This is a genomic window from Mycobacterium sp. NGS61, from assembly GCF_059812325.1.
The window spans coordinates 146,996-167,297 of record NZ_JCALCL010000002.1 but is presented as its reverse complement, the minus strand read 5'-3'; the positions used below and the strand labels follow the sequence as shown (position 1 = coordinate 167,297).

Annotated in this window: 18 protein-coding genes and 1 pseudogene; 10 read left to right on the top strand and 9 right to left on the bottom strand. The window is 67.7% G+C overall.

The window, feature by feature from the left end; genetic code table 11:
- Positions 1-14: 14 nt before the first annotated feature.
- The 7 genes and pseudogenes from AC5Y3Z_RS05585 to AC5Y3Z_RS05555 form a co-directional block, all read right to left on the bottom strand.
- Positions 15-383 (bottom strand): metal-sulfur cluster assembly factor, encoded by a 369-nt coding sequence (locus AC5Y3Z_RS05585; RefSeq protein WP_463825076.1) that lies wholly within the window; start codon positions 381-383, stop codon positions 15-17.
- Positions 358-847: pseudogene (gene sufU / locus AC5Y3Z_RS05580) on the bottom strand (Fe-S cluster assembly sulfur transfer protein SufU). Before sufU ends, AC5Y3Z_RS05585 begins: the two are co-directional and overlap by 26 nt.
- On the bottom strand, positions 844-2,079 hold the full coding sequence (locus AC5Y3Z_RS05575) for a cysteine desulfurase (protein ID WP_463825075.1): 1,236 nt from the start codon (positions 2,077-2,079) through the stop codon (positions 844-846). The pseudogene sufU and the gene AC5Y3Z_RS05575 overlap by 4 nt, the downstream one beginning before the upstream one ends.
- Before the next feature lies 1 nt (position 2,080).
- Complete coding sequence (gene sufC / locus AC5Y3Z_RS05570) at positions 2,081-2,863, bottom strand: Fe-S cluster assembly ATPase SufC (RefSeq protein ID WP_463825074.1); 783 nt, start codon at positions 2,861-2,863, stop codon at positions 2,081-2,083.
- Positions 2,860-4,029, bottom strand: coding sequence for a Fe-S cluster assembly protein SufD (gene sufD / locus AC5Y3Z_RS05565; RefSeq protein WP_473139590.1), 1,170 nt, complete (start codon positions 4,027-4,029; stop codon positions 2,860-2,862). Before sufD ends, sufC begins: the two co-directional genes overlap by 4 nt.
- Entirely contained in the window at positions 4,026-5,459 is a 1,434-nt protein-coding gene (gene sufB / locus AC5Y3Z_RS05560) for a Fe-S cluster assembly protein SufB (protein WP_463825072.1), read from the bottom strand. The genes sufD and sufB overlap by 4 nt, the downstream gene beginning before the upstream one ends.
- Positions 5,459-6,319 carry a helix-turn-helix transcriptional regulator gene (locus AC5Y3Z_RS05555; protein ID WP_473139672.1) on the bottom strand — a complete coding sequence of 287 codons (861 nt, stop codon included), beginning with the start codon at positions 6,317-6,319 and terminating at the stop codon, positions 5,459-5,461. The genes sufB and AC5Y3Z_RS05555 overlap by 1 nt, the downstream gene beginning before the upstream one ends.
- Here AC5Y3Z_RS05555 and mptB point away from each other — a divergent pair.
- From mptB to AC5Y3Z_RS05535, 4 genes are all read left to right on the top strand, one after another.
- Entirely contained in the window at positions 6,313-8,007 is a 1,695-nt protein-coding gene (gene mptB, locus AC5Y3Z_RS05550; protein WP_473139589.1) for a polyprenol phosphomannose-dependent alpha 1,6 mannosyltransferase MptB, read from the top strand. The two genes, AC5Y3Z_RS05555 and mptB, sit on opposite strands and share 7 nt — an antisense overlap.
- Positions 8,004-8,945 carry an ABC transporter ATP-binding protein gene (locus tag AC5Y3Z_RS05545; protein ID WP_463825070.1) on the top strand — a complete coding sequence of 314 codons (942 nt, stop codon included), beginning with the start codon at positions 8,004-8,006 and terminating at the stop codon, positions 8,943-8,945. The genes mptB and AC5Y3Z_RS05545 overlap by 4 nt, the downstream gene beginning before the upstream one ends.
- Positions 8,942-9,709, top strand: coding sequence for an ABC transporter permease (locus AC5Y3Z_RS05540; RefSeq protein WP_463825069.1), 768 nt, complete (start codon positions 8,942-8,944; stop codon positions 9,707-9,709). The genes AC5Y3Z_RS05545 and AC5Y3Z_RS05540 overlap by 4 nt, the downstream gene beginning before the upstream one ends.
- A gap of 144 nt (positions 9,710-9,853) precedes the next feature.
- On the top strand, positions 9,854-10,789 hold the full coding sequence (locus tag AC5Y3Z_RS05535) for a COX15/CtaA family protein (RefSeq protein ID WP_473139671.1): 936 nt from the start codon (positions 9,854-9,856) through the stop codon (positions 10,787-10,789).
- Here the strand turns inward: AC5Y3Z_RS05535 and AC5Y3Z_RS05530 are convergent.
- A complete protein-coding gene (locus tag AC5Y3Z_RS05530) occupies positions 10,739-11,569 on the bottom strand; it encodes a DcsG N-terminal domain-containing protein (RefSeq protein ID WP_473139588.1) in 831 nt (276 codons plus the stop codon). The genes AC5Y3Z_RS05535 and AC5Y3Z_RS05530 overlap by 51 nt on opposite strands.
- 20 nt (positions 11,570-11,589) lie before the next feature.
- Between AC5Y3Z_RS05530 and AC5Y3Z_RS05525 the strand changes: the two genes are divergently transcribed.
- On the top strand, positions 11,590-12,567 hold the full coding sequence (locus tag AC5Y3Z_RS05525; RefSeq protein WP_473139587.1) for a quinone oxidoreductase family protein: 978 nt from the start codon (positions 11,590-11,592) through the stop codon (positions 12,565-12,567).
- A 78-nt stretch (positions 12,568-12,645) separates the two neighbouring features.
- Here AC5Y3Z_RS05525 and AC5Y3Z_RS05520 read toward each other — a convergent pair whose 3' ends face one another.
- A complete protein-coding gene (locus AC5Y3Z_RS05520; protein ID WP_473139586.1) occupies positions 12,646-13,593 on the bottom strand; it encodes a heme o synthase in 948 nt (315 codons plus the stop codon).
- Between the two features lie 253 nt (positions 13,594-13,846).
- Between AC5Y3Z_RS05520 and tkt the strand changes: the two genes are divergently transcribed.
- From tkt to pgl, 5 genes are read left to right on the top strand one after another with little or no spacing between them, the layout of a single operon-like run.
- Positions 13,847-15,937, top strand: coding sequence for a transketolase (gene tkt / locus AC5Y3Z_RS05515; RefSeq protein ID WP_463825065.1), 2,091 nt, complete (start codon positions 13,847-13,849; stop codon positions 15,935-15,937).
- Positions 15,938-15,953: 16 nt separating this feature from the next.
- Entirely contained in the window at positions 15,954-17,072 is a 1,119-nt protein-coding gene (gene tal, locus AC5Y3Z_RS05510) for a transaldolase (RefSeq protein WP_473139585.1), read from the top strand.
- On the top strand, positions 17,069-18,601 hold the full coding sequence (gene zwf, locus AC5Y3Z_RS05505) for a glucose-6-phosphate dehydrogenase (RefSeq protein ID WP_463825063.1): 1,533 nt from the start codon (positions 17,069-17,071) through the stop codon (positions 18,599-18,601). The genes tal and zwf overlap by 4 nt, the downstream gene beginning before the upstream one ends.
- Before the next feature lie 25 nt (positions 18,602-18,626).
- Positions 18,627-19,538, top strand: coding sequence for a glucose-6-phosphate dehydrogenase assembly protein OpcA (gene opcA, locus AC5Y3Z_RS05500; RefSeq protein ID WP_463825062.1), 912 nt, complete (start codon positions 18,627-18,629; stop codon positions 19,536-19,538).
- On the top strand, positions 19,535-20,281 hold the full coding sequence (pgl, locus tag AC5Y3Z_RS05495; RefSeq protein WP_473139584.1) for a 6-phosphogluconolactonase: 747 nt from the start codon (positions 19,535-19,537) through the stop codon (positions 20,279-20,281). Before opcA ends, pgl begins: the two co-directional genes overlap by 4 nt.
- The last annotated feature ends 21 nt before the right edge of the window (positions 20,282-20,302 follow it).

Here is a 20,302-nt window from a genome sequence, read left to right as displayed (position 1 = left end):
ACACCGCCGCTGAATCAGACGGTGAAACCCAGCGCCCGGAGTTGCTCGCGGCCGTCTTCGGTGATCTTGTCCGGACCCCACGGCGGATTCCAGACCCAGTTAATGCGCAACTCGTCGACCAACCCGCTGCCGATCAACGCCGAGCGCGACTGGTCCTCGATCACATCGGTCAGCGGGCAGGCCGCCGACGTCAGCGTCATGTCGACCAGAGCGATCGTGCCTTCTTCGCCCTCTTCCAGGTTGAGGCCGTATACCAAGCCCAGGTCGACGACGTTGATGCCCAGCTCCGGGTCGACGACGTCGCGCATCGCCTCTTCCATCTCGGCGAGCAGTTCCTCGTCGGGTGCGCTGTTCTCGCTACCGGGCAGTGCGGTTTCGCTCATCTGTCGACCTCCTCGAAAGCTGCGTGGGCCTGCGCGAGCGCATCTTTGAACGCCATCCAGCCGAGCAACGCGCATTTGACCCGCGCCGGATACTTGGCCACCCCTGCAAACGCTACTCCGTCGCCCAGCACATCCTCATCGCCCTGCACATTGCCCCGCGACGACACCATCGCGCTGAACGCGTCGACGGTCTGCAGCGCCTGCGGCACGCTCTGCCCGATCACCTGATCGGTCAGCACCGAGGTCGCCGCCTGGCTGATCGAACAGCCCTGCCCGTCATAGGAGATGTCGGCGACGGTCTCGCCGTCCTCGGACAGCGCCACCCGCAGCGTCACCTCGTCGCCGCACACCGGGTTGACGTGGAACACCTCGGCGCCGAACGGTTCGCGCAGTCCGCGGTGGTGCGGATGCTTGTAGTGGTCCAGGATCACGTCCTGGTACATCTGCTCGAGACGCAAAGTCAGTCTCTCCCAAAGAAATCCACGGACCGTCGCACGCCCGCTACCAGCCGGTCGACCTCCTCGGCGGTGTTGTACACGGCGAACGATGCGCGGGCGGTGGCGGCCAGACCGAACCTGCGGTGCAACGGCAGCGCGCAGTGGTGTCCGACCCGGACCGCCACACCGTCGTCGTCAAGCACCTGACCCACGTCGTGGGCGTGCACGCCGTCGACGACGAACGAGACCGGCGACCCGCGGTCCTGCATGGATGTCGGACCGACGATGCGGACGCCGTCGATGCGGGACAGGCCGTCGATGGCCTGGGCAACCAGTTCGCGTTCGTGGGACTCGACAGCGTCCATCCCGATGGCCTGGAGATAGCGTGCGGCCGCGGCCAAGCCGACCACCTGTGAGGTCATCGGTGTGCCCGCCTCGAAGCGCTGCGGGGCGGGCGCGTAGCTGGAGGCCGTCATGGTGACCGACTCGATCATCGAACCGCCGGTGAGGAACGGGGGCATGGCGGCCAGCAGTTCACGCCGGCCGTACAGCACGCCGATTCCGTTGGGCCCCAGCATCTTATGTCCGGAGAAGGCGGCGAAGTCGACGCCGTCCGCGTGGAAGTCGACCGGCTGGTGCGGTACCGACTGGCAGGCGTCCAGGACGGTCAGCGCGCCCACCGCGCCGGCGCGGGCGACCAGTTCGGCGACCGGCGCCAAGGCACCGGTGACGTTGGAATGATGGCTGAAGGCAACGACTTTGACGCGTTCGTCGAGCTGCAACGAGTCCAGGTCGATGCGGCCGTCGTTGGTCACGCCGTACCACTTGAGCGTGGCTCCGGTCCGGCGGGCCAACTCCTGCCAGGGGATCAGGTTGGCGTGGTGTTCGAGTTCGGTGGTGACGATCACGTCGCCCGGCCCTACCGCACGCTCGAACCGGCTGTCCCCCAGCACATATGACACCAGGTTGAGCGATTCGGTGGCGTTCTTGGTGAACACCAGTTCGTCGGGGTCGGCACCGACGAAGCCCGCAATGTCGGCCCGACCCTGCTCGTAGGCGTCGGTGGCCTCTTCCATCAACTGATGCGCACCCCGGTGCACGCCGCCGTTGGCGGTCAGCAGAAACTCGCGCTCGGCGTCGAGGACTTGCAACGGCCGCTGCGAGGTAGCGCCGGAATCCAGGTACGCCAACTGATTTCCGCCGCGCATGATGCGCTTGAGGATGGGGAAATCGGCGCGGATGGCCGTCAGGTCCAGCATGTTAGGCCCCGGTGGGTGCTGCTTGCTGAAAGCGCTCGTAACCGTTCTGCTCGAGTTCGTCGGCCAGCTCCGGCCCGCCCGATTCCGCGATGCGACCGCCGACGAACACGTGCACATATTCCGGCCGGATGTAGCGCAGGATGCGGGTGTAGTGCGTGATCAGCAGGACGCCGCCGTGCTCGGCCTGCGCGTAGCGGTTCACGCCGTCGCTCACCACCCGCAGCGCGTCGACGTCCAGGCCGGAGTCGGTCTCGTCCAGGATGGCGATCTTGGGCTTGAGCAGCTCGAGCTGCAGGATCTCGTGGCGCTTCTTCTCGCCGCCGGAGAAACCCTCGTTGACGCTGCGCTCGGCGAAGGCCGGGTCAACCTCCAGGGCGGCCATCGCGGTTTTGACCTCTTTGACCCAGTGCCGCAGCTTGGGCGCCTCGCCGCGGATGGCGGTGGCGGCCGTACGCAGGAAGTTCGACACCGAGACACCGGGCACCTCGACCGGGTACTGCATCGCCAGGAACAGCCCGGCCCGCGCACGTTCGTCGACGCTCATCGCCAGCACGTCCGCGCCGTCCAGGGTGATGGATCCGGACGTGACAAGGTATTTGGGGTGGCCGGCGATGGCGTAGGACAGCGTCGACTTACCGGAGCCGTTGGGGCCCATCAGCGCATGTGTCTCACCGGACTGCACGGTCAGATCGACGCCCTTGAGGATGGGGATCTCGCGCTCCCCAGCCGCGGCATCTTTGTTTTCGACGCTGACGTGCAGGTCTTTGATCTCCAGAGTGGTCATGAGGCTGTGTTCTTCTCCGTGATTTCCAGTTCGTGTTCGATGGCTGCGGTGAGGCGTTCCCGTAGCTCGGGCACCGCGATCTTGGCGATGATCTCACCGAAGAATCCGCGGATCACCAACCGGCGGGCCTGCTCCTCGGGGATGCCGCGGGAGCGCAGGTAGAACAGTTGCTCGTCGTCGAAACGTCCAGTGGCGCTGGCGTGTCCGGCCCCAGCGATCTCACCGGTCTCGATCTCCAGGTTGGGTACCGAGTCCGCGCGGGCGCCGTCGGTGAGCACCAGGTTGCGGTTCATCTCGAAGGTGTTGGTGCCGGTGGCCTCGGCGCGGATCAGCACGTCGCCGATCCAGACGGTGCGCGCGTCGGGTCGCTTGGACGACGGATCTCCTTGCAGCGCACCCTTGTACAGCACGTTGGACTTGCAGTCGGGCTGAGCGTGGTCGACCAGCAGCCGCGACTCGAGGTGCTGACCGTCGTCGGCGAAGTACAGACCCAACAGGTCCGCGTCGCCACCGGGAGCGGCGAAACGCACAGTGGCCGACATCCGCACCACCTCACCGCCCAGCGTGACGGTGGCGTGTTTGAGCACCGCGTCCTTGCCGAGCCTGCCGTGGTGGGCGCTGAGGTGCACCACGTCGTCGGCCCAGTCGGCGATCCAGATGACGGTGAGCCGGGCGGCGTCCGCGACGACGAATTCCACGTTGTCGGCGTAGGTTCCGCTGCCCCGGTGATCGATGACGACGACGGCCTCGCCGAGTTCCTCGACACGGATTTGCAGGTGCCCATAGGCGGTGGCGCCCGCACCGGGACCCGCGACGGTGATGTTGATCGGTTCGGCGATCTGTCGGTCACGGCCGACGGTGACCAGCGTGGCGGAGTTAAACGACGAAAACGCCTGCGCCGCAACCCGGTCAGCGGGGACACCGCCCTGACCGAGGCGTTCGTCGCCGCGGCGCACTTTCTCGGTGGTCACGCCGTCGTGTTCGGTGACGGCAAGTTGCGCGCTGCCGGTGGCTTGCGCGGAGCCGTCGTGCAGGCCGCGCAGCCGCTTGAGCGGGGTGAACCGCCACAACTCGTCGCGACCGTGCGGCACCTCGAAGGCGTCGACATCAAAGGAGGAGAACAGCTCCCCCTTGTTCAGGGCAGCTGCTGCGGTGCCGGCCGTCATCCGACCGCACCCTCCATCTGCAGCTCGATCAGCCGGTTGAGCTCCAGCGCGTACTCCATCGGCAGTTCCTTGGCGATCGGCTCGACGAACCCGCGCACCACCATCGCCATCGCCTCGTCCTCGGTCATGCCGCGGCTCATCAGGTAGAACAGCTGGTTCTCGCTGACCTTGGAGACGGTGGCCTCATGGCCCATCGTGACGTCGTCTTCACGGATGTCGACGTAGGGGTAGGTGTCGCTGCGGCTGATCGTATCCACCAGCAGCGCATCGCATTTCACCGACGAGCGCGACCCGTGCGCACCCTTGTTGACCTGAACCAGACCGCGGTAGGAGGTACGACCGCCGCCGCGGGCCACCGACTTGGACACGATGTTGCTCGACGTGTTGGGCGCCAGGTGCAGCATCTTGGCGCCGGTGTCCTGGTGCTGGTCCTCGCCGGCGAACGCGATCGAGAGCACCTCACCCTTGGCGTGCTCACCGGTCATCCAGACCGCCGGGTACTTCATGGTGACCTTGGATCCGATGTTGCCGTCGACCCATTCCATGGTGGCGCCGGCTTCGGCGCGGGCGCGCTTGGTGACCAGGTTGTAGACGTTGTTCGACCAGTTCTGGATGGTGGTGTAACGGCAACGGCCACCGGGCTTTACGATGATTTCCACCACCGCGGAGTGCAGCGAGTCCGACTTGTAGATCGGCGCGGTGCAGCCCTCGATGTAGTGCACATAAGCGTTCTCGTCGACGATGATCAGCGTCCGCTCGAACTGGCCCATGTTCTCGGTGTTGATCCGGAAGTAGGCCTGCAGCGGGATGTCGACGTGCACGCCCGGCGGCACGTAGATGAAGCTGCCGCCCGACCACACCGCGGTGTTCAGCGCGGAGAACTTGTTGTCCCCGGCGGGAATCACCGTGCCGAAGTACTTCTTGAAGATCTCCGGGTGCTCTCGCAACGCGGTGTCGGTGTCCAGGAAGATGACGCCCTGCTTTTCGAGGTCCTCGCGAATGGAGTGGTAAACAACTTCTGACTCGTACTGGGCGGCGACACCGGAGACCAGCCGCTGCTTCTCGGCCTCCGGGATGCCCAGCTTGTCGTAGGTGTTCTTGATGTCGGCGGGCAGATCATCCCAGGTCGCGGCCTGCTTCTCGCTGGAGCGCACAAAGTACTTGATGTTGTCGAAGTCAATGCCTTCAAGGTTGGATCCCCAGTTCGGCATCGGCTTCTTGTCGAAGATTCCCAGCGCCTTCAGTCGGATGTCCAGCATCCACTCCGGCTCGCTTTTCTTGGCAGAGATGTCGCGCACCACCGCCTCGGACAAGCCGCGCTGCGCACTGGCGCCGGCGACGTCGGAGTCGGCCCAGCCGTAGCCGTAGCGGCCCAGCGAGTCGATCGTCTGCTCCTGGGTCAGCGGCTCTCTAGCTGCTTCGAGGGTCATCAGGACGCTCCTTCATTGCTGGTGGTCGGGCGCGGGCTGGGCGCCAGTTTGAGTGGCACGTGGGTGGTGCAGGCACAGTCACCGTTGACGATCGTCGCCAACAACTGCACGTGGGTGCCGAGCACCTCAGACATCGCCTGCTGCTCGGCTTCGCACAACTCCGGGAATTCCTCGGCCACGTGGGACACCGGGCAGTGATGCTGGCAGATTTGCACACCCTGCACCGGCCCACCCACCCGGGTGGTGGTGGCGACGTAACCGGCCTGCGTCAGCGCCTGCGCAATGCGCGACGCGGCAGCTTCGACAGCGGAATCGTCGGCGCCGTCGGCCGGCGCCACATCGGACAACAGCGCGTCGATACGGCGGCGCGCGAACTTCTGCACCGCAGCGTCGCCGCCGATTTCGCGGAGCTGCCGAATCGCCGCGGAAGCCAGGTCGTCATAGGAATGGTCGAGCTTGGCGCGTCCCGCTGCGGTCAGGCGGTAACGCTTGGCCGGCCGCCCCCGACCCACCTGCTGCCAGGACGCGGCGGCCACGGACTCGGCCTCGCCGGCGTCGATGAGCGCGTCGAGGTGGCGGCGCACTCCGGCGGCCGACAAGCCCAGTCGCTCGCTGATCTCGGTGGCGGTGATGGACCCGGATTCCAGCAGCAGTCGCACGATCGCGCGCCTGGTGTGACCCTCCGACCCGGCAGCGCTGACCGCGGGCACCCCGGCAGGGGCGGCCGCAGACACAGCGGCGCCCAGCTCGGATTGGATTTTCACAACACCAGTGTGTCGCAATTCCCGCCGGCGGTCCAGCAAGGGTGCCCTTACGTGACGAGAGCAACAGCAGCTGCCGTTACGCTGCTCAGATGGCAGCCCGCCACCGCACCTTGAGCTCGTCGATCGCCGCCCTGCACGGCGACGAGCAGACGGTGGGAAAGCCACTCAACGCCACCGAATTCGCGGCACTCAAGCGCACCCGGCTCTTCGGCGCCACCGGCACCGTGCTGATGGCGATCGGCGCCCTGGGCGACGGCGCCCGGCCCGTCGTGCAGGACCCGACCTTCGGCGTCCGGTTGCTCAACCTGCCGTCGCGCATCCAGACCGTCGCGCTGACGATGACCACCACCGGCGCGGTGATGATGGCACTGGCCTGGCTGATGCTGGGCCGGTTCGCGTCGGGCAAGCGGCGGATGTCGCGCGGCGACCTGGACCGCACCCTGGTGCTGTGGATGCTGCCGCTGCTGATCGCTCCCCCGATGTACAGCAAAGACGTCTACTCGTATCTGGCCCAGAGCCAGATCTCGCTGGACGGCCTGGACCCCTACCGGGTGGGTCCGGCGTCCGGCCTAGGCCTGGGCCACGTGTTCACCCTGTCGGTGCCCAGCCTGTGGCGCGAGACCCCGGCGCCCTACGGTCCGCTGTTCCTGTGGATCGGGCGCGGCATCTCCTCGATCACGGGCGAGAACATCGTCGCCGCGGTGTTGTTCCACCGGCTGGTGGTGCTGCTGGGGGTGGCCCTGATCGTGTGGGCCACGCCGCGGCTGGCCCGGCGGTGCGGGGTGGCCGAAGTCAGCGCGCTCTGGCTGGGCGCGGCGAACCCGCTGCTGTTCATGCATCTGGTGGCCGGCATCCACAACGAGGCGCTGATGCTGGGACTGATGCTCACCGGCGCTGAATTCGCGTTGCGGGGCCTGGACTCGACCGGCTCGGACCGCCTGCTGCCGCATTCGTGGCGGATCGGCCCGGACTGGCGCCCGCTGGGGATGCTGGTGTTCGGATCGGTCCTGATCGTGCTGTCGTCACAGGTGAAACTGCCCTCGCTGCTGGCGCTGGGCTTCGTCACCGGCGCGCTGGCCTACCGTTGCGGCGGCAGCATCAAGGCGTTGCTGCTCTCCGGCCTCGGCATGGCGGGGTTGGCGTTGACGGTGATGGGCATCGTCGGATCGGCCAGCGGGCTGGGTTTCGGCTGGATCTACACCCTGGGCACCGCCAACGTGGTGCGCAGCTGGATGTCACCGCCCACGCTGCTGGCGCTGGGGACCGGGCAGGTGGGCATTCTGCTGGGCCTGGGCGATCACACCACCGCGATACTGTCGCTGACCCGTGCCATCGGCGTGCTGATCATCATGGTGATGGTCTGCTGGCTGTTGCTGGCCGTCTTCCGCGGCCGGCTACACCCGATCGGCGGACTGGGCGTGGCGCTGGGGCTGACCGTGCTGCTGTTCCCGGTGGTGCAACCCTGGTACCTGCTCTGGGCCATCATTCCGCTGGCCGCATGGGCGACCCGCACCGGATTCCGCGCCGCGGCTATCGTGATCACGTTGATCGTGGGCATCTTCGGTCCCACCGCCAACGGGGACCGGTTCGCCCTGTTCCAGATCGTCGACGCCACGCTGGCCAGCGCGTTCATCGTGGTGGTGCTCATTTCGCTGACCTATCACCGGCTGCCGTGGCGACCCCTGGACGAGGAGAACCCGGAACCGGCACCTGCCGAGCCGGCGACCGAGATCCAGCCCTCGGCGACGGCCACCACTCCCGACGCCTACGCTGATTCCACGTGAGCTCAGTCCCCCTCGACCGCGAATGCGTGGTGCGGCTGCGCGGGGTGCGCAAACAGTACGGGTCCGTCCAGGCCGTGTCCGGCCTCGATCTGGACGTGCATGCCGCCGAAGTCTTCGCCCTGCTGGGTCCCAACGGCGCCGGTAAGACCACCACCGTCGAGATGTGCGAGGGCTTCGTGCGACCGGACGCCGGCAGCATCGAGGTCCTCGGATTGGACCCGATCGCCGACAACGCGCGCCTGCGGCCCCGGATCGGCGTGATGTTGCAGGGCGGCGGCGGCTACCCGGCGGCGCGCGCCGGGGAAATGCTGGATCTGGTGGCCTCCTATGCCGCCGACCCGCTGGACCCGACGTGGCTGCTGGACATCCTGGGCCTGACCGAAGCGGCCCGCACCACCTACAAGCGGCTCTCCGGCGGCCAGCAGCAGCGGCTCGCGCTGGCCTGCGCCCTGGTCGGCCGTCCCGAACTGGTCTTCCTCGACGAGCCCACCGCCGGGATGGACGCCCACGCGCGGCTGCTGGTGTGGGAACTGATCGACGCGCTGCGCCGCGACGGCGTCACTGTGGTGTTGACCACGCACCAGCTCAAAGAGGCCGAAGAGCTCGCCGACCGGCTGGTGATCATCGACCACGGGACGATGGTCGCGTCCGGCACGCCTGCCGAGCTGATGCGCAGCGGCGCCAAAGACCAGCTGCGGTTCAGCGCGCCGCCGCGCCTTGACCTGTCGCTGTTGAGCTCGGCGCTGCCGGAGGACTACCAGGCCAGCGAGTTGTCCCCGGGCGAGTACCTGGTCGAGGGACCGGTCGGTCCGCAGGTGCTGGCCACCATCACGGCGTGGTGCGCTCAGATCGACGTGCTGGCCACCGACATGCGGGTCGAACAACGCAGCCTCGAAGACGTGTTCCTCGACCTGACCGGCAGAAAGTTGCGGTCATGAGCTTTCCGGCAGGAACCTTCACCCCGGACCCGCGCCCCAGCGCGGTATCCCGGATGCTGGCCGCGCAATTCGGTCTGGAAGCCAAGCTGCTGCTGCGCAATGGCGAGCAGTTGCTGCTGACCATGTTCATCCCGATCACGCTGCTGGTGGGCTTGAGCCTGCTGCCGTTCGGGTCGTTCCGCGAGCCGCGTGCCGCGGTGTTCACCCCCGCCATCATGGCGCTGGCCGTGATCTCCACCGCGTTCACCGGCCAGGCGATCGCGGTGGCCTTCGACCGCCGCTACGGCGCCCTGAAGCGGCTGGGGGCCACCCCGCTGCCGGTCTGGGGCATCATCGTCGGCAAGTCACTGGCTGTGATGTTCACTGTGTTCCTGCAGTCAATCATCTTGGGCGGCATCGGAATTGCGGTCGGCTGGCGGCCGGCGCCGGCTGCGCTGGCCCTGGGCGCGGTGGTGATCGGGCTGGGCACCTGGGCGTTCGCCGCGCTGGGTCTGCTGCTCGGCGGGACGCTGCGCGCCGAGATCGTGTTGGCGCTGGCCAACCTGTTGTGGTTCGTCTTCGCCGGTTTCGGTGCCCTGACACTCGAGACGGACCTGGTCCCGACGGCGATCAAGTGGGCGGCGCGGGTGACGCCGTCGGGAGCGCTGACCGAGGCGCTGTCGCAGGCCATGAGCTTGCGGGTGGACTGGTTCGGGATCGCCGTGCTGACCGTGTGGGGTGCGGTGGCGGCGCTGGCGGCGCGGCGGTGGTTCCGCTTCGTCTGAGCCGTCCGGGGGCGTTGGCTCTGCGCCCGGGGCGGGAAAGTTCGAGTAGCGCGCGCCCTCAGCGCAGTGTCAACGGCCGGGGGCTGCTCTACTACACGACGTAGTCGTCGATACGATCGTTCGGTGACGGTCGGAGGGGCGTTGATGCGGCTGGTGGACCGGCTCCCCGACCCCAGCCTGCGCATCCAACGCTGGATCGCCGCCGCCGTCATCCTCACCCAGGGCGGCATCGCGGTCACCGGCGCGATCGTCCGCGTCACCGCCTCGGGCCTGGGCTGCCCGACCTGGCCGCAGTGCTTTCCGGGCAGCTTCACCCCCGTCGCCCACGCCGAAGTGCCGCGCATCCACCAGGCCGTCGAGTTCGGCAACCGGATGATCACCTTCGCGGTCGTCGTCACCGCCGCGCTGGCCGTACTGGCGGTCACCCGGGCGCGACGCCGCCGCGAGGTGCTGGTCTACGCGTGGCTGATGCCGGCCTCGACCGTGGTGCAGGCGGTCATCGGCGGCATCACCGTACGCACCGGGTTGCTGTGGTGGACCGTCGCGATCCACTTGCTGGCGTCGATGACGATGGTGTGGCTGTCGGTGCTGCTCTACGTCAAGGTCGGCGAGCCGGATGACGGTGTGGTCCGGGTTCGGGTGCCCCGGCCGCTGCGCCTGCTCACCGTGCTCAGCGCTCTGAATCTGGCCGCGGTTCTGGTGACCGGCACGCTGGTGACCGCGGCCGGCCCGCATGCCGGCGACAAGAGCCCCAGCCGCACGGTCCCGCGGCTCAAGGTCGAGGTCACCACCCTGGTGCACGCCCACTCGTCGCTGCTGGTGTCCTATTTCGCGCTGCTGGTGGGCCTGTGCTTCGGGCTGGTGGCGGTGCACTCTTGCCGGGACACCCTGCGGCGGCTCGGCGTCCTGCTCGCGCTGGTGACCGCCCAGGCCGCCGTCGGCACCGCCCAGTTCTACACCGGGGTCCCCGCGGTGTTGGTCGCCCTCCACGTGGCCGGCGCGGCGGCGTGCACCGCGGCTACCGCGGCGTTATGGGCGTCGATGCGAGAACGGGCCGAGCCCGAGACCTTCGCAGGCTGACTCCACGGCCAGCGCGAACTGCCGCTGAGCCTGCTCACGGGTCTGGGTGTCCAGGCGCAGCCAGCCCAGCGCCGGGTCGATCAGCTGCAGTTCGAGCACCCGGTGACCGACCAGATGAACCCGTGCATACAGCAGCTCCCCCGGTGCGGCGGCCAGCGCGGCGGCGCCGACGTCCCAGAGTTCGAAGTCCACCTCCCCCTGATGCAGGGTGTCGCCCCGCGGGACGAACGCGTGCGACGGCCTGCCACCGAGAAATACCAGCACCGTTTCCGGGCCAGAGCCCGCCTGGACGAACACGGTCCGGCCGGCGCGGTGTTGCTCGTCGACTTCAGTGCGGGCCGCTGCCGGAACGCTGAATCGCCGCGTCCCGGTGCCGACGACGGGTCCGACGAAGATGTGGCCCTCGCGCGGCAACCGGGCCCGCTCGCCGGGCGCGCACGTCGAGCCCGGCATCGTCGGCACCCCCCGAGCCGCCAGATCGTCCAGGTAGCGCCGATCGGCGTTCCAGGCGACGACGGCGGGCGGGTTGAGCACCTGCTGCGCACCGTGCGCCCAGGTCAGGAACTCGTCGAGCCGGGTGGCGTAATCGTGGGTGGCCCGCAGGATCACCAGGTGTGCCGCGGCGACCTCCGGGTCGTCCCAGGACAACCATCGGGCCTGCAGACCCCGGTGTCGCAGCGCGGCCACCAGCCCCGCGTCGTCGCCGTCGCCGGCGGGACGCTGAGGACTGCCCGCCAGCACGATGCGCGGATGGAAGACGTCCGGTCGGGCTAGTTTCATGCCCGGGCATGATATCCCCCATGCGTGCGATCGAAGTCAGCGAAACCGGCGGTCCCGAGGTCCTGAACTACACCGAGGTGGCCCAGCCCGAGCCCGGCCCCGGCGAGCTGCTGATCAAGGCGGAGGCCATCGGCGTCAACTACATCGACACCTACTTCCGTTCCGGCCAGTACCCGCGCCCGCTGCCCTTCGTGCTGGGCTCCGAGGTGTGCGGAACGGTGGTCGCGGCCGGCCCCGAAGCGGGCGACGACATTGCCGTCGGCGACCGGGTGGTGAGCCCGTCAGCCAACGGCGGGTACGCCGAATTCTGCACTGCCCCAGCATATTTGACCGCCAAGGTGCCCGACGCAGTCAGCTCCGAGGTCGCCGCGTCGGCACTGCTGAAAGGCCTGACCGCGCAGTATCTGCTCAAGTCGGTGTATGCGGTGCAGAGCGGCGAGAGCATCCTGATCCACGCCGGCGCCGGTGGGGTGGGCCTGATCCTGACGCAGTGGGCCACCGCACTGGGAGCGCGGGTGATCACGACGGTGTCGACGCCGGAGAAAGAGGCGCTGTCGCGGCAGGCCGGGGCCGCCGAGGTGCTCCCCTACCCCGACGACGCCGGTCAGTTCGGTCAGCGAATCCGCGCGCTCACCGACGGTGCGGGGGTGGCTGCGGTGTACGACGGCGTGGGGGCGACCACCTTCGACGCGAGCCTGGCCAGCCTCTCGGTGCGCGGCACGCTGGCCCTGTTCGGCGCTGCCAGCGGACCCGTCGCGCCCGTGGACCCGCAGCGGCTCAACCACGCCGGTTCGGTGTACCTGACCCGGCCCTCACTGGCCCACTTCATCCGCACTGGACCCGAATTCAGTTCGCGCGCAGCCGCATTGTTCGAGGTGATCGAGAGCGGGGCGGTGCGGGTCGAGGTCGGCCACAGCTATCCGCTGGCCGACGCCGCGCGTGCGCACATCGATCTGCAGGGGCGGAAGACGTCCGGCTCGATCGTGCTGCTGCCCTAGGTCCAGCGTCCTCAAAATGCCGGTGCCGCACGGCGTGTCGACGTACATTTCGGGACGCTCGGCGCAGAGAGTCGAGGGTCAGAACAACGTCGGCAGCGCGATCACCGAGTCGATGGCCAGCGCGCAGAACACCAGCGCCAAGTAATTGTTGGACTGCAGAAACAGCCGCAGCGGCTTGATCTCCTCGCCGGCGCGCACGCCTGCGTACAGCTGGTGGGCCATCGCCAGGAACCAGACCCCGGCCACCACCGCGACCGCCGCATACAGCCACCCGGCGGCCAGCGCGAGCGCCAGCGTCGACAGCACCGTCAGCCAGGTGTAGATCAGGATCTGCTTGGTGACCTGACGCTCGGTCGCCACCGCGGGCAGCATCGGCACGCCGGCCACTTTGTAGTCTTCTTTGTACCGCATCGCCAGCGCCCAAGTGTGCGGCGGCGTCCAGAAGAAGATCACCGCGAACATTGCCAGCGCCGGCCACCCGATGGTGCCGGTGACCGCCGACCAGCCGATCATCACCGGCATGCAACCGGCCGCCCCGCCCCACACCACGTTCTGCGAGGTGCGCCGCTTGAGCAGCAATGTGTAGACGAACACGTAGAACGCGATGGTGGCCACGGCCAGCAGGCCGGAGAGCAGGTTGGTGGTCCACCACAGCCAGCCGAACGAGCCCGCGCTGAGCACCAGGCCGAAGATCAGCGCGTTACGCCTGGGCACCGCCGCCCTGGCCAGCGGCCGGCGCGCGGTCCGCTTCATCACCTTGTCGATGTCGGCGTCGGCCACGCAGTTCAGCGTGTTGGCGCCGCCCGCCGCCATGATGCCGCCCAGCAGCGTGTTCAGGATGAGCAACGGCTCGACGGCGCCACGGTGCGCCAGCAGCATCGCCGGAATCGCGGTGACCAACAGCAGCTCGATCACCCGTGGCTTGGTCAACGCCACATAGGCCAGCACCTTGCCGACGACCCGGCCCTGCAACAGGCCTTCGGTCCGGCCCGGCGCCACGATATCTGGGCGCCCGCGAACGCTCACGCATTAACTCCTCGGTGAAATCGCAGCCGCGCGCAGCTTCTACTACGCACGATGGTAGACGGCGCGAGCGCGCCCGCGGACCCGCAGGGGTCGATTCGGCGGTTTCGCGGTGCTGAACCCCAACGAAATATTTTCACACCGGCTTCATTGGGTACACCCCATTCTGGACCTGCTACCGGCCGCCAACCGGCACTAGGGTGAAATTGATCAGTTTTATGACCCCCGACTGTGGACTGGACTGAGGACTGAATTAGTGACCACTGCCGAAGAGATCTCCGAGCTCACTCAAGCGCACCACCCCGACGACTGGACCGAGATCGATTCGGCTGCGGTCGACACCATCCGGGTTCTGGCCGCCGACGCCGTGCAGAAGGTCGGCAACGGCCATCCCGGAACCGCCATGAGCCTGGCCCCGCTGGCCTACACGCTGTTCCAGCGGGCCATGCGCCACGATCCCAGCGATGTCCACTGGCTGGGCCGCGACCGGTTCGTGCTGTCGGCCGGGCACAGCAGCCTGACGTTGTACCTGCAGCTCTACCTGGGCGGGTTCGGTCTGGAGCTCTCCGACATCGAATCGCTGCGCACCTTCGGCTCCAAGACCCCCGGGCACCCGGAGTTCCGGCACACTGAGGGCGTCGAGATCACCACCGGCCCGTTGGGCCAGGGATTGGCCTCGGCGGTCGGGATGGCGATGGCGGCGCGCTATGAGCGCGGTCTGTTCGACCCCGACGCCGAACCGGGCAGCAGCCCGTTCGACCACCACATCTACGTGATCGCCTCCGACGGCGACATCGAGGAGGGCGTGACGTCCGAGGCGTCGTCGCTGGCCGCGGTGCAGCAACTGGGCAACCTCATCGTGTTCTACGACCGCAACCAGATCTCGATCGAGGACGACACCAACATCGCCCTGTGCGAGGACACCGCGGCGCGCTACCGCGCCTACGGATGGCATGTGCAAGAAGTCGAGGGCGGCGAGAACGTCGTCGGCATCGAAGAAGCGATCGCCAACGCCAAGGCCGAGACCGGCCGGCCGTCGTTCATCTCGTTGCGCACCATCATCGGCTTCCCCGCGCCCAACCTGATGAACACCGGCAAGGCGCACGGCGCGGCCCTGGGCGACGACGAGGTGGCCGAGACCAAGAAGATCCTCGGGTTCGACCCCGACAAGACGTTCGAGGTGCGCGACGACGTGATCGCGCACACCCGCAAGCTGGTCGAGCGCGGTAAGGCTGCTCACGAGAAGTGGCAGACCGACTTCGACGCGTGGGCCGAGCGCGAACCCGAGCGCAAGGCGTTGCTGGACCGCCTGACCGCGCAGGAGTTGCCCGACGGCTGGGACGCCGACCTGCCGAGCTGGGAGCCGGGCGAGGACGAGATCGCCACCCGCAAAGCCTCCAACAAGGTGCTGGATGCGGTGGGACCGAAGCTGCCGGAGCTGTGGGGCGGATCGGCCGACCTGGCGGGCAGCAACAACACCACCATCGACGGCGCCAAATCCTTCGGTCCGCCGTCGATCTCCACCAAGGACTACCAGGCCGACTGGTACGGCCGCACCCTGCACTTCGGTGTGCGCGAGCACGCGATGGGCGCGATCCTGTCCGGCATCGTGCTGCACGGACCCACCCGCGCGTACGGCGGCACGTTCCTGCAGTTCTCCGACTACATGCGTCCGGCGGTGCGGTTGGCGTCGCTGATGGACATCGACACCATCTACGTGTGGACGCACGACTCGGTCGGACTCGGCGAGGACGGTCCGACGCACCAGCCGATCGAGCACCTCTCGGCGCTGCGCGCGATACCGAACCTGTCGGTGGTGCGACCGGCCGACGCCAACGAGACCGCGTACGCGTGGCGCACCGTGTTGGCCCGGGGCAATGGCAGCGGCCCGGTGGGGCTGATCCTGACCCGCCAGAACGTTCCCATCCTGGCCGGCACCGACGCCGACGGGGTGGCGCGCGGCGGCTACATCCTCGGCGACGACGGCGGCGACGAGCCCGACGTGGTGCTGATTGCCACCGGCTCCGAGGTCCAGCTCGCCGTCGAGGCGCAGAAGTTGTTGGCGGACAAGGACATTATCGCGCGGGTGATTTCGATGCCGTGCGTGGAGTGGTTCGAGTCGCAGCCGGCCGACTACCGCGACAAGGTGCTGCCGCCGTCGGTGTCGGCGCGGGTGGCCGTCGAAGCCGGTGTCGCCCAGTCCTGGCACAAGCTCGTCGGCGATACCGGCAAGATCGTGTCCATCGAGCACTACGGCGAATCCGCCGACTACAAGACGCTGTTCAAGGAGTACGGCTTCACCGCGGAAGCCGTCGCCGACGCGGCGGAAGAAGCACTCGATAACTGAGAAAAGGTGATTCAAGATGACCCAGAACCCGAATCTGGCTGCACTGAGCGAGGCGGGGGTATCGGTATGGCTGGACGACTTGTCCCGCGACCGAATCCGGTCCGGCAATCTGCAGGAGCTGATTGACACCAAGAGTGTCGTGGGAGTCACCACCAACCCGTCCATCTTCCAGAAGGCGTTGGCCGACAGCGACACCTACGACGACCAGATCGCTGAGCTGGCCGAGCGTGGCGCCGACGTGGACGCCACCATTCGTACGGTGACCACCGATGACGTGCGCGACGCGTGTGATGTGTTGCGGCCGCAGTGGGAATCCTCCGACGGCGTGGATGGCCGGGTGTCGATCGAGGTGGACCCGCGGCTGGCGCACGACGCGGACAAGACCGCGCAGCAGGCGATCGAGCTGTGGAAGATCGTGGACCGGCCCAACCTGTTCATCAAGATCCCGGCCACTGAAAAGGGCATCCCTGCCATCACTTCGACTCTGGCAGAAGGCATTTCGGTCAACGTCACGTTGATCTTCTCCGTCGAGCGCTACCGCGCGGTGATGGACGCCTACCTGGAGGGGCTGGAGAAGGCCAAAGAGGCCGGCCACGATTTGTCCAAGATCCACTCGGTGGCTTCGTTTTTCGTGTCCCGGGTGGACACCGAGGTCGACAAGCGGCTGGAGAAGATCGACTCCGAGGACGCGCGAGCGCTGCTCGGGCAGGCCGCGGTCGCCAATGCCCGCCTGGCTTATGCCGCGTACCAAGAGGTCTTCGAGGGCGGTGAGCGTTTCGAGGCGCTCAAGGCCGACGGAGCCCGGGCGCAGCGGCCGCTGTGGGCGTCCACCGGGGTCAAGAACGAGGACTATTCCGACACCCTGTACGTCACCGAACTGGTGGCCCCCAACACGGTGAACACCATGCCGGAGAAGACGCTGAACGCCGTCGCCGACCACGGTCAGATCAGCGGCGACACGGTCACCGGCACCGCCGCGGAGGCCCAGCAGGTGTTCGACAAGCTCGACTCCATCGGCATCGATCTAGACGACGTGTTCATCGCGCTGGAGAAAGAAGGCGTGGAGAAGTTCGAGGACTCCTGGAAGGAACTGCTCGAGGAAACTCAGGCGCAGCTCGACTCCGCCGACAAATGAGTCAGGAGTCCTGGCAGAACCCGCTGCGCGACAAGCGCGACAAACGACTCCCCCGCATCGCCGGCCCGTGCGGCATGGTGATTTTCGGTGTCACCGGCGATCTGGCCCGCAAGAAGGTGATGCCGGCGATCTACGACCTGGCCAACCGCGGTCTGCTGCCGCCGACCTTCTCCCTGGTGGGGTTCGCGCGCCGGGACTGGAGCTCACAGGACTTCGGTGACGTGGTGTACCAGGCCGTCAAGGAGCACTGCCGAACTCCGTTCCGCCAGGAGAACTGGGACCGGCTGGCCGAGGGATTTCGTTTCGTGCCAGGCTCTTTCGACGACGACGACGCATTCGGTCGGCTCGCCGAGACGCTGGAGAAGCTCGATGCCGAACGGGGCACCGGCGGCAATCACGCGTTCTACCTGGCGATTCCGCCGAAGTCGTTTCCAGTGGTGTGCGACCAGCTGCACAAGTCCGGACTGGCCCGCCCGCAGGACGACCGGTGGAGCCGGGTGGTGATCGAGAAGCCCTTCGGCCACGACCTGCACAGCGCTGAGGAACTCAACAAATCCGTCAACGCGGTCTTTCCCGAGGACGCGGTCTTCCGCATCGACCACTACCTGGGCAAAGAGACAGTGCAGAACATCATGGCGCTGCGGTTCGCCAATCAGCTGTTCGACCCGATCTGGAATTCCCACTACGTCGACCACGTGCAGATCACCATGGCCGAGGACATCGGATTGGGCGGTCGCGCAGGCTATTACGACGGCATCGGCGCGGCCCGGGATGTGATCCAGAATCATCTGATGCAACTGCTGGCGCTGACCGCGATGGAAGAGCCGGTCAGCTTCACCCCGAAGTCGTTAGAGTCGGAGAAGATCAAGGTCCTCTCCGCGATCAGGCTCGCCGAGCCGCTGGACGAGACCACCAGCCGCGGCCAGTACACGGCCGGGTGGCAGGGCGGGGAACGGGTGGTCGGCTTGCTCGAGGAGGAGGGCTTCGCGACGGATTCCACCACCGAGACATTCGCGGCCATCACCCTGGAGGTCGACACTCGTCGCTGGGCGGGCGTGCCGTTCTATCTGCGGACCGGAAAACGGTTGGGCCGCAGGGTCACCGAGATCGCGCTGGTGTTCAAGCGCGCCCCGCATCTGCCGTTCGACGCCACCATGACCGATGAACTCGGCGCCAACGCCATGGTGATCCGGGTGCAGCCGGACGAGGGCATCACGTTGCGGTTCGGCTCCAAAGTTCCCGACACCGCGATGGAGGTCCGGGACGTCAACATGGACTTCTCCTACGGCTCGGCGTTCGCCGAGGAATCGCCGGAGGCCTACGAGCGGCTGATCCTCGACGTGCTGCTCGGTGAGCCGTCGCTGTTCCCGGGCAACGAAGAGGTCGAATTGGCCTGGCAGATACTCGATCCCGTGCTCGACAACTGGGCGGCGCACGGCAAGCCGGAGCCCTATGCGGCCGGCACCTGGGGTCCGGAGTCGGCGTTCGAGATGCTGCGCCGCACCGGCCGGGAATGGCGGCGGCCATGATCGCCGGCGAGGAGGGGCGGCGCGGATGATCGTCGAAGTACCGGAAACCACCACCACCGCGGTCAACAAGAAACTCGACGAACTGCGCGAAGAGGCCGGCATCGTGACGATGGGCCGGGTGCTGACGCTGATCATCGCACCGGACAGCGACGCCGTGCTGGAAGAGTCGGTCCAGGCCGCCAACGACGCCAGCCACGAACACCCCAGCCGCATCATCGTGGCGATGCGCGGCGACCCGTACGCGGACAAGCCCAAGCTGGACGCCGAGATCCGGGTCGGGCGCGACGCCGGCGCCGGCGAGGTGCTGATTCTGCGCCTGTCCGGCGCGCTGTCCGGGCATGCCGACAGCGTCGTGGTGCCCTTCCTGCTGCCCGACATCCCGGTGGTGGCCTGGTGGCCGGACATCGCTCCCGAGGTGCCGGCACAGGATCCGTTGGGCAAGTTGGCAATTCGCCGCATCACCGACGCCACCAACGGCGAAGACCCGCTGTCGGCGATCAAGAGCAGGCTGGCCGGGTACACCGCCGGCGACACCGACCTGGCCTGGAGCCGCATCACCTATTGGCGCGCGCTGCTGACCTCGGCCGTCGATCTGCCACCCCACGAGCCGATCGAATCGGCGCTGATCTCCGGGTTGCGGACCGAGCCCGCGTTGGACGTGCTGGCCGGGTGGCTGGCCAGCCGGATCGACGGACCGGTACGCCGCGAAGTCGGCGACCTGAAGGTGGAGCTGGTGCGCGCGAGCGAGACCATCACGCTGAGTCGGCCCCAGGACGGCACCACCGCCACGCTGAGCCGCACCGCGAAGCCCGACGCCCGGGTTCCGTTGCCGCGCAGGGTGACCGGTGAATGCCTGGCCGAAGATCTGCGCCGGCTCGACGCTGACGAGATCTACCTGTCCGCACTGGAAGGGATCAAGAAAGTGCAGTACGCATGAGCACCGAGATCCAGACGTTCGCCGACGGCGACGCCCTGGCCGAGGCGGCCGGCCAGCGACTGATCGGTGCCGTCCGGGACTCGATCGAGGCGCGCGGTCAGGCGCTGATCGTGTTGACCGGCGGCGGCAATGGCATCGGGTTGCTGCGCTACCTGGCGACCCGGGCGGATCAGATCGACTGGTCGAAAGTGCACATCTTCTGGGGCGACGAACGCTACGTCGCCGAAGACGACGACGAGCGCAATGAGAAGCAGGCGCGCGAGGCGCTGCTCGACCACGTCGACATTCCGGCCAGCCAGGTGCATCCGATGGCCGCCGACGACGGCGAGTTCGGCTCCGACATCGACGCCGCCGCGCTCGCCTACGAGCAGGTGCTGGCCGCCAACGCCGCAGCGGGTGACACATCGCCCAGCTTCGACGTGCACCTCCTGGGCATGGGTCCGGAAGGCCACGTCAACTCGCTGTTCCCGGACACCCCGGCGGTGCGCGAAACCAGCCGCATCGTGGTCGCGGTCGAGGACTGCCCGAAGCCGCCGCCGCTGCGAATCACCTTGACACTGCCCGCGATCCAGCGTTCGCGGGAAGTCTGGCTGCTGGTGTCCGGCGAAGGCAAGGCCGACGCGGTGGCCGCCGCGGTCAACGGCGCCGAGCCGGTGTCGTTGCCGGCTGCCGGTGCTGTCGGCCGCGAGGCCACGGTGTGGTTCCTGGACGAAGGTGCGGCCAGCAAGCTTTCCCGGGGGTAGGTGGCTTCGCCTGCGGGAGTA